Source organism: Collimonas sp. OK607 (assembly GCF_900111995.1).
In the GTDB taxonomy this organism is placed as follows: Bacteria; Pseudomonadota; Gammaproteobacteria; order Burkholderiales; family Burkholderiaceae_D; genus Collimonas.
Genome location: NZ_FOKF01000024.1, coordinates 46,424 through 59,483 on the forward strand (window position 1 = coordinate 46,424; position 13,060 = coordinate 59,483).

A 13,060-nucleotide genomic window follows, 5' to 3' on the forward strand; every position below is an offset into this window, starting at 1 on the left:
ACCGCAAGCGGCGCAAAAAAGAAAGAACAAGCTTTCAGTTTGCGCCGCCAGGCATCACAACAATGTCTTGCGCATGTCGGCCAGCACTTCAGCCAGATAGACGCTAAAGCGTGCACCCATGGCACCGTCGACAACGCGATGATCGTAAGACAAAGAGGTAGGCATCATCAGGCGCGGCACGAATTGCTTGCCGTCCCAGACCGGTTTCATCGATGCCTTGGACAAGCCCAGGATCGCTACTTCAGGCGCATTGATGATTGGCGTGAATGCCGTACCGCCGATACCGCCCAATGAGGAAATCGTGAAAGTTGCACCTTGCATGTCGGCCGGCTTCAACTTGCCGTCGCGTGCCTGGGCAGACAATTCGCCCATTTCCAGAGCGATCTGGCTGATGCCCTTTTTGTCGGCATCCTTGATCACCGGTACCACCAGGCCGTTTGGCGTGTCGGCGGCAAAGCCGATGTTGTAGTACTGCTTGAGGATCAGGTTTTCACCCTTTGCATCGAGCGAGGAGTTGAATGCAGGGAATTTCTTCAGCGCAGCGACGCTGGCCTTGATCACGAACGCCAGCATGGTCAGCTTGACCGGCGACTTGGCCTTGGCAAAACTGTCATTGGCTTGCTTGCGGAATTCTTCCAGCTCGGTGATATCGGCTTCGTCGAATTGCGTGACGTGCGGGATCATGACCCAGTTGCGATGCAGGTTCGGGCCGCTGAGCTTCTTGATGCGCGACAACGGCAACAACTCGGTCGGACCTTGCTTGCTGAAATCCAGCGATGGCCATGCCAGCAGATCCAGTCCGACGCCGCTACCGCCCTTGCTGCTCGAAGCAACTGCGCTACCGCTGGCGGCACCAGAGATCACGCCCTTGACGTAGTTCTGTACATCTTCGTGGGTGATGCGGGCCTTGATGCCGGTGCCGGCAACGCGGCTCAGGTCAACGCCCAGTTCACGCGCAAATTTGCGCACCGATGGCGATGCATGCGGAATGCTGCCGCTGGCATGGACCGGTGCTGCCGGAGCTGGTGCCGCTACCGGAGCAGGTGCAGCTACTACTGCAGGTGCCGGAGCCGGAGCTGCCGCCGTCGGCGCTGCTGCTGGTGCGGCAGCCGGAGCGCTGGCTGGCGCCGGCGCTGCTGCAGCTGCATCGACTTCAAGTACCAGCACCAAAGTGCCTTCCTTGACCTTGTCGCCCAGCTTGACTTTCAATTCCTTGATCACACCCGCATGACTGGACGGGATTTCCATGCTGGCCTTGTCGGATTCGACCGTGATCAGCGATTGATCAACCTTTACCGTGTCACCGACCTTGACCATCAATTCAATGACTTCAACTTCACTGACGTCGCCGATATCCGGGACTTTGACTTCCACCATACTCATCGCTTAGCTCCAATTATTCTGCCCGCTGTGAAGTACTCGCCAGCACTTCACAGTCGTGGAAATTTGTTTTCGTAGGGTGGGCACCCGTGCCCACGCGGATGCACTGCTGCAGCTACCGCGTGGGCACGGCGTGCCCACCCTACCAAACCGGTTATTGCGTGACCGGATTCGGCTTCTCCGGATTGATACCATACTTGGTAATCGCATCGGCGACAACCGAGGCTTTGATCTTGCCGTCGTCCGCCAGGGCCTTCAATGCCGCCACTGCCACATAGTAGCGGTTGACTTCAAAGAATTCACGCAGCTTGGCGCGGGTATCCGAGCGACCGAAGCCGTCCGTGCCCAGCACTTTGTAAGTACGGCCTGCAGGAACGAAAGCACGCGCCTGCTCAGCGAAAGTACGCATGTAGTCGGTGGAGACGATGATCGGACCGGTGGTGTCTTTCAGGCATTGGGTGATGTGCGCCAGACGCGGTGTTTCGGTCGGATGCAACATGTTCCAGCGTTCGACATCCTGGCCGTCGCGGGCCAGCAAGGTGAACGATGGCGCCGACCAGATATCGGCATCGACGCCCCAGTCGCTGGCGAGCAATGCCGCGCCTTCGATGACTTCGCGCAGAATCGTGCCGGAACCCATCAGTTGTACGCGCTGCTTGTTCTTCTTGCCACCTTCTTGCAACAGGTAGAGACCCTTGATGATGCCCTCTTCCTGGCCTTCTTTCAGACCCGGATGACTGTAGTTCTCGTTCATCAGCGTCAGGTAGTAGAACACATCTTCCTGATTGGTGACCATGCGGCGCAGGCCGTCATGCATGATGACTGCGACTTCGTGCGAGAAGGTCGGATCGTAAGGAACGCAGTTCGGGATGGTCGAAGCCAGTACATGGCTATGGCCATCTTCATGCTGCAAACCTTCGCCATTCAATGTAGTACGACCGGCAGTGCCGCCCAACAGGAAACCGCGGGCGCGCATGTCGCCCGCTGCCCAGGCCAGGTCGCCGATACGCTGCAGACCGAACATCGAGTAGTAGGTGTAGAACGGAATCATGACCCGGTTGTTGGTCGAGTAGGAAGTTGCCGCGGCAATCCATGAACTCATGCCGCCGGCTTCGTTGATCCCCTCTTGCAAGATCTGGCCAGCCTTGTCTTCACGGTAGTACATCACCTGGTCTTTATCGACCGGCTCGTACAACTGCCCGACCTGGCTGAAAATACCGATCTGGCGGAACAGGCCTTCCATACCGAAAGTCCGCGATTCGTCGACCATGATCGGCACTACGCGCTGGCCCAGGCTCGGGTCGCGCAGCAGGATGTTCAGGATACGTACGTAAGCCTGGGTCGTGGAAATTTCACGGCCTTCAGCAGTCGGCTCCAAGGCACCCTTGAATGCGGACAATTCCGGCACCACCAATACTTCGTCAGCTTTCTGACGGCGTTGCGGCAGGTAACCGCCCAGCTCTTTGCGGCGGGCGTGCAGGTATTGCATTTCCGGGGTATCGTCGGCTGGCTTGAAGAACGGCACTTCCGCCAGCTTGTCGTCGGAAATCGGCAACTGGAAGCGGTCGCGCATGGCCTTGATGGCTTCGTCGTCCAGCTTCTTGGTGTTATGTGCAGTATTGCGCGCTTCACCCGATTTGCCGAAACCGTAACCCTTGATACTCTTGACCAGCAAGACAGTCGGCTGGCCCTTATGCTCTTGCGCCACTTTGAAAGCAGCGTAGATCTTGTGCGGATCGTGGCCGCCACGGGTCAGGTGCCAGATATCGTCGTCCGACATCTTGCTGACCAGTTCCAGCAACTTCGGATGCTTGCCGAAGAAATGCTTACGTACGAACGCGCCATCCTTGGCTTTGTAGTTCTGGTATTCGCCGTCGACGGTTTCCATCATCACGCGCTGCAGGATACCTTCCTTGTCGCGCGCCAGCAGATCGTCCCAGCCAGCGCCCCAGATTACCTTGACCACGTTCCAGCCGGCGCCACGGAAATCGCTTTCCAGTTCCTGGATGATCTTGCCGTTACCGCGCACCGGGCCATCCAGGCGCTGCAGGTTACAGTTAACCACGATCACCAGGTTGTCGAGACGTTCGCGACCGGCCATGCCGATGGCGCCCATCGATTCCGGCTCGTCCATCTCGCCGTCGCCGCAGAAGGCCCAAACCTTGCGGTTGGCGGTATCGGCGATGCCGCGTGCATGCAGGTATTTCAGGAAACGCGCCTGGTAAATCGCCATCAGCGGGCCCAGGCCCATCGATACGGTCGGGAATTGCCAGAAATCCGGCATCAGCTTCGGATGCGGGTAGGAAGACAGGCCGTTGCCGTCGACTTCGCGACGGAAATGCAGCAGTTGTTCTTCAGTCAGGCGGCCTTCGAGGAAAGCCCGGGCGTAAATGCCTGGCGACGAGTGGCCCTGGATGTACAACAGGTCGCCACCGTGGTTTTCAGACGGTGCATGCCAGAAATGGTTGAAGCCGATGCCCAGCATGTTGGCCAGCGATGCAAAGCTGGACAGATGGCCGCCAAGGTCGCCGTCGAGACGGTTGGCTTTGACCACCATCGCCATCGCATTCCAGCGCATCCACGAGCGCAGGCGCTCTTCGATCTCCAGATCGCCGGGGCAAGGCTCGCCCATGTGTGCCGGGATGGTGTTGACGTAAGCGGTGTTGCTGGAAAACGGGATCTGGGCGCCACGGCGGCGGGCCAGGTCGACCATTCTTTCCATCAGATAGTGGGCGCGTTCAGGACCTTCGGTTTCAATAACAGCTTCGAGCGCATCAAGCCATTCTTGGGTTTCTATGACGTCTGGATCGTTGGCGGCCTGGGCCAAAACCTGGTCGAGCTGGGCTGACATGCTGAGTCTCCTGAATTTGTGCGCCTGTCCAATTTAACATCGGATTAGCGGGTTGGGTCGCAAGCATCTACGTCACTTCGTAGACGGACGCCAAATTCTAACAGGAGTTTTTTCCATTTCCAAATAGCGATATTTGATTTCATAATATGAAAATATGCTGCATAGCAAGACAAAATACTATGGGAAATCGGGGCTTATTAGCTTTTTCATTGCGTCGAAAAGCTGAATTCCAGCTTAAAACACCGTACTGCAGTGCAGCAATAGTTACATATTGATATCGATAAAATCTGACTTATAGCTAATTCGATATAACAACTACCGTAAATCTAAGTAAAAAAGCGCTGACCCGGAAGGAAGCAGCGCTTTTTTATCATCGGTAGGGCGGGCAAGTTTTTTTGCCCACGCGGTGCCGAAATGAGCAAGATGGCGGATTTGACGTTATGCGTGGGTACAAGTACTCACTCTACGCCGCCTTGCCGCCCTTCTTCTTGGCGCCGATACGGCTTTCTTTGCCGGCCAGTAAATTGCCGATGTTTTTGGCATGGCGATAGATCAGCAAGGCGCTCATGACGACAATTGCCAGCAAAATCATGTCCGGCCCTTCCATCAAGGCATAGAAGAATGGCGCGAAGACGCTGGCAATCAAGGCCGCCAGCGAGGAATAGCGAAACGCATAGGCTACGATCATCCAGGTCGCGATGGTCGCCAGACCCAGCCAGAGGCTGATGCCAATCAGGATGCCGAGCAAGGTGGCCACACCTTTGCCGCCGGCAAAACGGAAGAAGACTGGCCACAGATGTCCCAAAAATACTGCTACGGCGGCCAGCGCAACGGCGCCATCGCCCAAGCCGAATTGCGGCCCGTATTTTTGTGTCAGCCACACCGCCAGCCAACCCTTGAAACCATCGCCGAGCAAAGTCAGGGCCGCCGCGGTTTTATTCCCGCTACGCAGGACATTGGTGGCGCCGGGATTATTCGAGCCGTAGGTACGCGGATCTCCCAGCCCGAATACCTTGCTGGTGATGATGCCGAACGATACCGAACCGATCAGGTAGGCGGCAAGCGCGAATAACAATATGTACATGCGTGTCTCTTTCTTTTGTATTTGGTTGATTCAGGTTTGGCGCTTATTCGGTTTATCCGGTTTATTCGTCCAGCCCACACTGGACCGCTTTTGCTTGCAACAGATCCGCCACGCTTTGCGGCGCCATGCCGATCAGGTAACCACGCCTGCCACCGTTAATATATATCTTCTGCAAGGCCAGGATGCTTTCTTCTATATAGACCGGTAGCACCTTACGGGTAGCGAACGGCGAAGTACCGCCGATCAGGTAGCCGGAATGGCGGTTCGCCACCTCCGGTTTGCAAGGTTCGACCGACTTGCAGCCGATTTGCCGCGCCAGGTTCTTGGTCGACACCTTGCGGTCGCCATGCATCAGGATGATCAGGGGCTTGGCCGCCTCATCCTGCATCACCAGCGTCTTCACAACCGCATGTTCGTCCACGCCTAATGCGCGCGCCGATACCGTGGTGCCGCCATGTTCCTCATATGCATAGGGATGCTCGGAAAAGACCGCTCCGTGCTTGCGCAAGAATTGCGTCGCCGGGGTCTCTGAAATATGTTTTGTCATACCGGGTATTTGAACGCAGCGCCCTGTGTCTGAGCGTCTGCTGGCAAATCATGTTTTCGTTCGTAAAACTTGACGCAGCGACAATCCCTGCCGCTGATCCACGCTGGTCGGGCTGACCACGGCGTTTAACATGTTTAACTAACGTGTTTAACGGTTAAGGCTGTTTTGGCTCGTCGGAAGCCGGTTCACCGGTAGCCGGCAGTTCGGACTCTGCCGCATCTTCTACGTCAACCTCAACTTCGGTGGAAGAACCTTTCTCCGCCTTACGCTTCAGCTTTTCTTCCTTCTTTTTTTTCTTCTCTAACTCTTTTTGCCGTTTTTCATACTGAAAATTCGTTTTTGCCAATTGCGCCCCCTAAATAGACTCTTGAATAGATGTATTACAGGATACAGGAGAATAATTGGGAAGATGCAGAATTCAATTTAATGGGGACGATCAAAATAATTATTAAAACATTAACCACGCGGATGATGCGCTGCATGCAGTGCCTTCAAACGTTCACGCGCCACATGGGTATAAATTTGGGTCGTTGATATATCGGCATGCCCCAACAGTAATTGCACCACCCGTAAATCCGCACCGTGATTCAGCAGATGAGTAGCGAAGGCATGCCGCAAGGTATGCGGCGACAACGGCGCATTGATGGCGGCCTTGAGTGCGTATTTCTTGATCAAGGTCCAGAACATCTGGCGCGTCATGGCGCCGCCACGAGCTGTCACGAACAACGCATCATCCATCTGCCCGTCCATGATCTGGCCGCGCGCATCCTTCAGGAAGCGCACAATCCAGTTCCGCGCTTCCTCGCCGAACGGCAGCAGGCGCGTTTTATTACCCTTGCCGGTAATCCGCAGCACGCCTTCGTTCATGCCGACTTCCAGCGTTTTCAGCAACACCAGCTCCGATACCCGCAAGCCGCTGGCATACATCAGCTCCAGCATGGTGCGGTCACGCAGGCCGAGCGGCGTCGCAACATCGGGCGCTGCCAGCAAAGCTTCAACCTGGGCTTCGGACAAGATCTTGGGAAAACGCGGCGCTTGCTTGGCAGAGCGCAAATGCAGGCAAGGATCGACACTGATACGGCTTTGCCGCAATGCCAGCAGATAGAACCGCTTGAGTACCGCCAGACGGCGGTTCGAGGAGGTCGCCTTGCTGCTCTCATGCTTAGCCAGGAAATACGCGTTCAGATCGCCGGCATGGATAGCAAACAAGGTCTTGCCATCTGGTTGCGCCTGCAACCACAAAGCGAACAGCGTCATGTCGCGCCGATAGGCTTCAAGCGAATTCTTGGCAAGGCCGTCTTCCAGCCACAAGCTGTCGCAAAACTCGTCGATCGCGGTTTGATGTTCGGTGCTTAATGCCGGTTTCGCTAGTGTTTCAGCTTTGGACCTTCTCACAAGCCGACCACGCCTTCATGCTCCAGCAACCAGCGTTTGACGCGCAGATGGAAGCCATCCTCGTCATCGTGATGAGAAAAGCCGCCCAAGCCGCCAGCCGCGGTCACCCGATGGCAGGGAATCACCAACGGAAACCAGTTGGCTCCGCATGCCTGCCCGACCGCGCGTGGCGCCGACTCTATCAGTTTGGCAACCTGGCCATAAGTGAGTACCTCCCCACGCGGTATTGCGGCAATCGCCTTCCACACTCTGTGCTGGAAAGCGGTGCCTAGCGGCGCCAGGGGAAGGTTGAAGCGGAAGTCGGGCTGTTCCAGATAACGACAGATCTGCTTGACTGCGCGTTCGGCTAACGCATCGGTGGCGTCTTTTTCGTGAAATGAGGGAGGTAGATAGACCAATTCCTGCAGCAAGCCGGCATCAGTGCGTATGCCCATCGCACCGAAAGGCGCGGCGACCACGGCCGTGAAGTGCTGCGCAGGAAGCTGGCCGCCGGCGGCGCGCTTTAGTGGACTATCTGAGATTATATTCATACTGCTAGCATAAAATAAAAAAGGCGCATCTGTCGATGCGCCTCAAATTACTTCGTATGCACTCCCGGCTGTTTAGACAGCTTCATTCGGAATGCAAGGTCTCCTCAGTATCCCCGGTATCAATACCGTTCTTATGCACCACCACCTACAATCCCGTTTATTCAACCTGGTTGGCAATTGCTTTTAACCGCTTCTGCCAGACGCTTAAAAAAATCTGAATTCTGTGCCACATAACTACTGTTTTCCGGAAACCGAAATCCGGTTCAATTTGCTGCTTTTAAGTCCTGCAATGTCAAATTGTGGTCGCACTGTAACAGGTGTTACGCTGATTTAACAAATAATTTATATGAATCATTTTGACTAAACAACATAGATTTTCACTAAACCATTATCAAATAAACACTTATTCACATTCACAAATTTCCCTGTGGAAATTTATATCGCCGCCCTCTCCTTAAAATTATGCAAGATGGTTCGGCATGTCTACAATCGAGCCAACTTTCTTACAATATCTACCACTCCATGTATATCGTCAACCTGCTGTTTCCGGATTTCTCGCTGATACTGCTGGGAGCGATCTTGCACCGCATTAGCAACTGGGGGACTGAATTCTGGACCGGGGCGGAGAAACTGGTGTATTTCCTGCTCTTCCCCGCTTTGCTCTTTTACTCCACTGCGCGCACCCCGCTCAGCTTCGACACCAGCGGCAAGATGCTGATGGTCGGCATGTGCGCACTGCTCGGCGCCGTCATGCTTACCTGGCTGGGTAAGCCGTGGATCAAGGCAGCGTCTATGGATTATGAATCCGGCATGCAAACCGCCTATCGTTTCAATTCGTATATGGCATTGGCCCTGGCGGCCCGGCTGGGCGGCGAGCAAGCCACCGGCATGATGGCAATGCTGATCGGCTTTGGCGTGCCTTTATGCAACCTGGCGGCGGTCCATGCCCTGGCGCATAAAAGTGGCGGCTTGTTCAAGGAGCTGGCGCGCAATCCCTTGCTGATCGCCACCGCTTGCGGACTCTTGTATAGCCTGTCCGGCTTGCCGATGCCGGAAGTGGCGGGAGCGGTCTTGTCGCGACTCGGCAACTCCGCTCTGGCGCTGGGCCTGCTGCTGGTTGGAGCGGGCCTGCGCCTGAGCGGCGCGCATCGTGCCAAAGCGCTGACCGGGTACTTCCTGGCGATCAAGCTACTGGCGGTGCCGACCATGGCCTGGCTGCTGGGACAGTGGCTGGGACTGGCGCCGTCGCAACTACAGATCGTCGTGCTGTTTTGCGCATTGCCGACCGCGTCCAGCGCCTACATTCTGGCGGCCAGGATGGGTGGCAACGGCCCTTTGGTAGCGTTCATGATTTCTGCCGGCACCATGCTGTCGGCGCTGACCTTGCCGTTCTGGCTGTGGGTCTTGCAGCACTAAACCATCATGCGCCGTGTTGCTGCAGGGCCCATGCCACATGCTCGCGCACCAGCTCGGAAGGATCATCACTGCGCTGCTGCAAGGCGGCGATGATCTCCGGCGTACCGGCGCCGGCCGCGGCGGCATTGCCAAGGCCCACAGCCATATTGCGCAACCAGCGTTGATAGCCGATGCGGCGAATCGGACTGCCCTCCATGCGGCTATTGAACTGTTCCTCGCTCCAGCTGAATAACTCCACCAGGCTGGCCCGATCGAGGCCGTTGCGGACATCGAAATCGCCCAGCGTGGATGGCTGCGCAAACTTGTTCCATGGGCAGAACAGCTGGCAATCGTCGCAGCCGTAGACGCGGTTACCGATCAGCGGTCGCAGTTCCACCGGAATGCTGCCTTTCAATTCGATCGTCAGGTAAGAGATGCAACGGCGGGCGTCGAGCCGATACGGTCCGACGATCGCCTTGGTTGGGCAGACATCGATACAGGCGCTGCATTGCCCACAATGCGAGCTGATGGACTCGTCCACCGGCAACGGCAGATCGGTCAGGATTTCACCGAGAAAGAAAAACGATCCGGCCTCGCGATTCAGCAACAGGGTGTGCTTGCCACGCCAGCCCAGCCCGGCCTTCTGCGCCAGGGCCACTTCCATCACCGGCGCAGAATCGGTAAACACGCGATAGCCGAAATCGCCGATCTCACCTTTGATCCGGTCCGCCAGTTGCTGCATGCGCGAACGCAGCACCTTGTGATAATCGCGTCCACGCGCATACAGCGACACTGTGGCGGTGCCGGCAGCGGCAGGCTCCAGCCGCGCTTGTTCACGTGCACGCCAGTTACGCTCATCACCCTGTTCATCTTTATAGGCGCGCGGCAGGTAATCCATGCGCACGGTAATCGCCCGGATCGTACCCGGCACCAGTTCCGCAGGACGGGCGCGCTTCATTCCGTGCGCTGCCATATAATCCATCTCACCGTGATAACCAAGCGCCAGCCATGCCGCGAAACCAGCCTCTTGCTCCGCCAGATCGACATCACTGATGCGGATATCGGCAAAGCCAAGCTCCCGCCCCCACGCTTTGATGGTGGTGGCTAGTGCTGCTAAGTTATGTTCAGTGACAACCATGGCTGGGCGACTTAAAAGACTTGATACTAAATACGGGCTTCAAAAGATCTGATTTATAAGATTTGACTTAAAAGACTTGATACGAAGGACTATGCGACGAGATGCCCCATTTTACTACCCACCTGCACGATGAAGCAGGAACCAACGCTCTCGGAGCCGCATTGGCGAGAGCCGTGCGGCCCGGGCTGACGATCCATTTGCACGGCGATCTGGGCGCGGGCAAGACCGCACTGACCCGCGCCTTGCTGCACGCTGCCGGTTATGAAGGCCACGTCAAAAGTCCTACTTACACTTTGGTGGAACCTTATACCATCCAGATAGCCCAACAGGCGGTCGAAGTGATGCATTTCGATTTGTATCGGATGGCCAGTCCGGACGAATTCCTGGAGGCTGGTTTCCGCGAATACTTCAACCAAAGCACTATCTGTATCGTCGAATGGCCGGAAAAAGCCGCTACTGCGTTGCCGCCGCCCGACATCAATGTATTACTCAGTGTTTCCCGTGTTTCCGACAAGGGACGTGATGTAGAATTGCAGGCGTTATCTGATAAGGGTAGTCAATGTCTCGCTCGACTGAAATTTGCACCAAACCTTTAAAATCAAAAGTCCGCCGCACCATACTCAAGGCCGGCGGTACTTTGCTCATTTCAGTGCTGGCGCCGCTGTCGGCACGCGCTGCGCAAATTATCGCGGTACGGGTCTGGCCGGCGGAAGATTACACCCGCGTCACGCTGGAAAACGACTCGGAACTGAAAACCACCCATTTCCTGGTGCAAAATCCGGATCGCATGGTGGTTGACATCGAAGGTGTCGAACTCAATTCGACCTTGAAGGAACTGGTCGCCAAGATTCAGCCTAACGATCCCTACATCAAGCAAGTCCGGGTCGGACAGAACCGCCCCAACGTCGTGCGACTGGTGTTCGACTTGAAGGAAGAAGTCAAACCACAAGTGTTTACACTGGATCCGGTGGGTGGTTACCAGCATCGTCTGGTCTTCGATTTGTATCCGGTCAATCCACCCGACCTGATCGCCGCCATGATTGAAAAAGGTGAATGGCCGTCCGCCACCCCGGGCGAAGTCGCACCGCCTGTGGCGCAAACCAAACCCCCGGAACAAAAACAGCCGCTGCAACCGCAGCCTGAACCACCGCCGCAGATTGCCCGCGTCGATCCCAAAGCCGACAGAACCCCGACTCCGACGTTGACGCGCATGATCACCATCGCCCTCGATCCGGGGCATGGCGGTGAAGACCCTGGCGCTACCGGGCGCGGCGGCAACCGTGAAAAAGACGTAGTACTCTCGATTGCCAAGCGGCTCAAGGCCAAGATCGAGCAACAACCGAACATGCGTGTGATGCTGACGCGCGACGCCGATTACTTCGTACCGCTCGGTGTACGCGTGCAGAAAGCCAGGAAAGTGCAAGCCGACCTGTTCGTTTCCATCCATGCCGATGCCTTCGTGACGCCGACCGCACGCGGTTCGTCCGTATTTGCGCTGTCGGAAAAAGGCGCCAGTTCAACCGCTGCGCGCTGGCTGGCCAACAAGGAAAACTCGGCCGACTTGATCGGAGGCATCAACATCAAGAGCCATGATCGTCAACTGGCGAGCGTGCTGCTGGATTTGTCGACCACGGCACAGATCAACGACAGCATGAAACTCGGCAGCGCTGTATTGAATGAAATCGGCGGCATAAACAAATTGCACAAGGGTGCGGTCGAGCAAGCCGGTTTTGCGGTGTTGAAAGCGCCGGATATTCCTAGCATCCTGATTGAAACCGCCTTCATTTCGAATCCGGAAGAAGAAGCGAAACTAACTGACAATGCTTATCAGGATCAGATGGCGGATGCAGTCTTGAAAGGGATCAAGAAGTATTTTGCCCATAATCCGCCGCTGGCAAGGAACCGCCTGACCTGAGTGGTTCAGGCCGGATCTGAAAGCCGAGTCTTAAAACCGGACCATAAAACAATAAGGGCGCGCTGCAAATCTTGCAGCGCGCCCTTATTTCATTTTGCTTCGGCTGTACTTCGGCCGTGCTTCGATTGTACTTATGCTCCGCGCATTTTCTGGTAGAACTTCCACAAGCCGCCTAGCGCCACCGGCACCACCGCAGCGCCGACCCCGACCAACACAATCGTGTTCAGGTGATCACGGATAATCGGAATATTACCGAAGAAATAACCGGCCGAGACCAGGCCGACCACCCATATCAGGGCGCCGATAATATTAAAGAACTGGAACTTGGAGAAAGTCATCTCGGACACCCCGGCTACGAACGGTGCGAAAGTCCGCACGATCGGCACGAAACGCGACAGGATGATGGTCTTGCCGCCGTGATGCTCGTAAAACGCATGGGTCTTTTGCAGGGCTTTCTTATCCAGCCATCGATAATCATGGGTATAAACCTTATGCCCGATCAGGCTGCCTATCCAGTAATTCAGCGTGTTGCCGGTAGTTGCCGCAACGATCAGCAAACCCATCAGCAACCAGATATTCATTTCACCGGTCGCGCAAAACGCACCGCCGATAAATAACAAGGTATCGCCAGGTAAAAACGGAAATACCACAAGGCCGGTTTCGCAAAAAACGATCAGGAACAGCACCATGTAGACCAGGGTGCCATATTCCTTGATCAAAAATCCAAGGGATTTATCGACGTGCAGGATAACGTCCATGAATTGCATAAAGTCCATATTTTTTTCCTTAGTTAGCGCCGGAATAATACACTACGAAAGACAGCAA

Annotated in this window: 12 protein-coding genes; 3 read left to right on the forward strand and 9 right to left on the reverse strand. The window is 55.8% G+C overall.

The window, feature by feature from the left end:
- Nucleotides 1–54 precede the first annotated feature (54 nt).
- The 7 genes from aceF to BM029_RS16535 form a co-directional block, all read right to left on the reverse strand.
- A complete protein-coding gene (gene aceF / locus BM029_RS16505; RefSeq protein WP_092437834.1) occupies nt 55–1,383 on the reverse strand; it encodes a dihydrolipoyllysine-residue acetyltransferase in 1,329 nt (442 codons plus the stop codon).
- A gap of 151 nt (nt 1,384–1,534) precedes the next feature.
- Nucleotides 1,535–4,231, reverse strand: coding sequence for a pyruvate dehydrogenase (acetyl-transferring), homodimeric type (gene aceE, locus BM029_RS16510; RefSeq protein ID WP_092416052.1), 2,697 nt, complete (start codon nt 4,229–4,231; stop codon nt 1,535–1,537).
- Nucleotides 4,232–4,694: 463 nt separating this feature from the next.
- Complete coding sequence (plsY, locus tag BM029_RS16515; protein WP_092416053.1) at nt 4,695–5,315, reverse strand: glycerol-3-phosphate 1-O-acyltransferase PlsY; 621 nt, start codon at nt 5,313–5,315, stop codon at nt 4,695–4,697.
- Between the two features lie 61 nt (nt 5,316–5,376).
- Nucleotides 5,377–5,862, reverse strand: a complete 486-nt coding sequence (gene ybaK / locus BM029_RS16520; RefSeq protein WP_092437836.1) for a Cys-tRNA(Pro) deacylase — start codon at nt 5,860–5,862, stop codon at nt 5,377–5,379.
- A 154-nt stretch (nt 5,863–6,016) separates the two neighbouring features.
- Nucleotides 6,017–6,208: a hypothetical protein gene (locus tag BM029_RS16525; RefSeq protein ID WP_092416055.1), complete on the reverse strand. Its 192-nt coding sequence runs from the start codon at nt 6,206–6,208 to the stop codon at nt 6,017–6,019.
- 110 nt (nt 6,209–6,318) lie between these two features.
- A complete protein-coding gene (xerD, locus tag BM029_RS16530) occupies nt 6,319–7,257 on the reverse strand; it encodes a site-specific tyrosine recombinase XerD (protein WP_092437838.1) in 939 nt (312 codons plus the stop codon).
- Complete coding sequence (locus BM029_RS16535; protein ID WP_371329129.1) at nt 7,254–7,691, reverse strand: methylated-DNA--[protein]-cysteine S-methyltransferase; 438 nt, start codon at nt 7,689–7,691, stop codon at nt 7,254–7,256. Before BM029_RS16535 ends, xerD begins: the two co-directional genes overlap by 4 nt.
- A gap of 618 nt (nt 7,692–8,309) precedes the next feature.
- Between BM029_RS16535 and BM029_RS16540 the strand changes: the two genes are divergently transcribed.
- Nucleotides 8,310–9,203, forward strand: a complete 894-nt coding sequence (locus tag BM029_RS16540) for an AEC family transporter (protein WP_092437842.1) — start codon at nt 8,310–8,312, stop codon at nt 9,201–9,203.
- A gap of 4 nt (nt 9,204–9,207) precedes the next feature.
- On the opposite strand, the gene queG is transcribed toward BM029_RS16540, so the two are convergent.
- Nucleotides 9,208–10,320 carry a tRNA epoxyqueuosine(34) reductase QueG gene (gene queG, locus BM029_RS16545; protein WP_092437844.1) on the reverse strand — a complete coding sequence of 371 codons (1,113 nt, stop codon included), beginning with the start codon at nt 10,318–10,320 and terminating at the stop codon, nt 9,208–9,210.
- Nucleotides 10,321–10,421: 101 nt separating this feature from the next.
- On the opposite strand from queG, the gene tsaE reads away from it, so the two are divergent.
- On the forward strand, nt 10,422–10,916 hold the full coding sequence (gene tsaE / locus BM029_RS16550; RefSeq protein WP_092437846.1) for a tRNA (adenosine(37)-N6)-threonylcarbamoyltransferase complex ATPase subunit type 1 TsaE: 495 nt from the start codon (nt 10,422–10,424) through the stop codon (nt 10,914–10,916).
- Entirely contained in the window at nt 10,880–12,235 is a 1,356-nt protein-coding gene (locus BM029_RS16555) for an N-acetylmuramoyl-L-alanine amidase (protein ID WP_092437848.1), read from the forward strand. The genes tsaE and BM029_RS16555 overlap by 37 nt, the downstream gene beginning before the upstream one ends.
- A 131-nt stretch (nt 12,236–12,366) precedes the next feature.
- On the opposite strand, the gene BM029_RS16560 is transcribed toward BM029_RS16555, so the two are convergent.
- On the reverse strand, nt 12,367–13,011 hold the full coding sequence (locus BM029_RS16560; RefSeq protein ID WP_092437850.1) for a VTT domain-containing protein: 645 nt from the start codon (nt 13,009–13,011) through the stop codon (nt 12,367–12,369).
- Between the last annotated feature and the right edge of the window lie 49 nt (nt 13,012–13,060).

What these genes read in the sequence shown, in the direction of transcription:
- aceE (WP_092416052.1), bottom strand. Translation starts at nt 4,231, where the DNA reads ATGTCAGCCCAGCTCGACCAGGTTTTGGCCCAGGCCGCCAACGATCCA.
- BM029_RS16535 (WP_371329129.1), bottom strand. Translation starts at nt 7,691, where the DNA reads ATGGGCATACGCACTGATGCCGGCTTGCTGCAGGAATTGGTCTATCTA.
- tsaE (WP_092437846.1), top strand. Translation starts at nt 10,422, where the DNA reads ATGCCCCATTTTACTACCCACCTGCACGATGAAGCAGGAACCAACGCT.
- plsY (WP_092416053.1), bottom strand. Translation starts at nt 5,315, where the DNA reads ATGTACATATTGTTATTCGCGCTTGCCGCCTACCTGATCGGTTCGGTA.
- BM029_RS16555 (WP_092437848.1), top strand. Translation starts at nt 10,880, where the DNA reads ATGTCTCGCTCGACTGAAATTTGCACCAAACCTTTAAAATCAAAAGTC.
- ybaK (WP_092437836.1), bottom strand. Translation starts at nt 5,862, where the DNA reads ATGACAAAACATATTTCAGAGACCCCGGCGACGCAATTCTTGCGCAAG.
- queG (WP_092437844.1), bottom strand. Translation starts at nt 10,320, where the DNA reads ATGGTTGTCACTGAACATAACTTAGCAGCACTAGCCACCACCATCAAA.
- BM029_RS16560 (WP_092437850.1), bottom strand. Translation starts at nt 13,011, where the DNA reads ATGGACTTTATGCAATTCATGGACGTTATCCTGCACGTCGATAAATCC.
- BM029_RS16540 (WP_092437842.1), top strand. Translation starts at nt 8,310, where the DNA reads ATGTATATCGTCAACCTGCTGTTTCCGGATTTCTCGCTGATACTGCTG.
- aceF (WP_092437834.1), bottom strand. Translation starts at nt 1,383, where the DNA reads ATGAGTATGGTGGAAGTCAAAGTCCCGGATATCGGCGACGTCAGTGAA.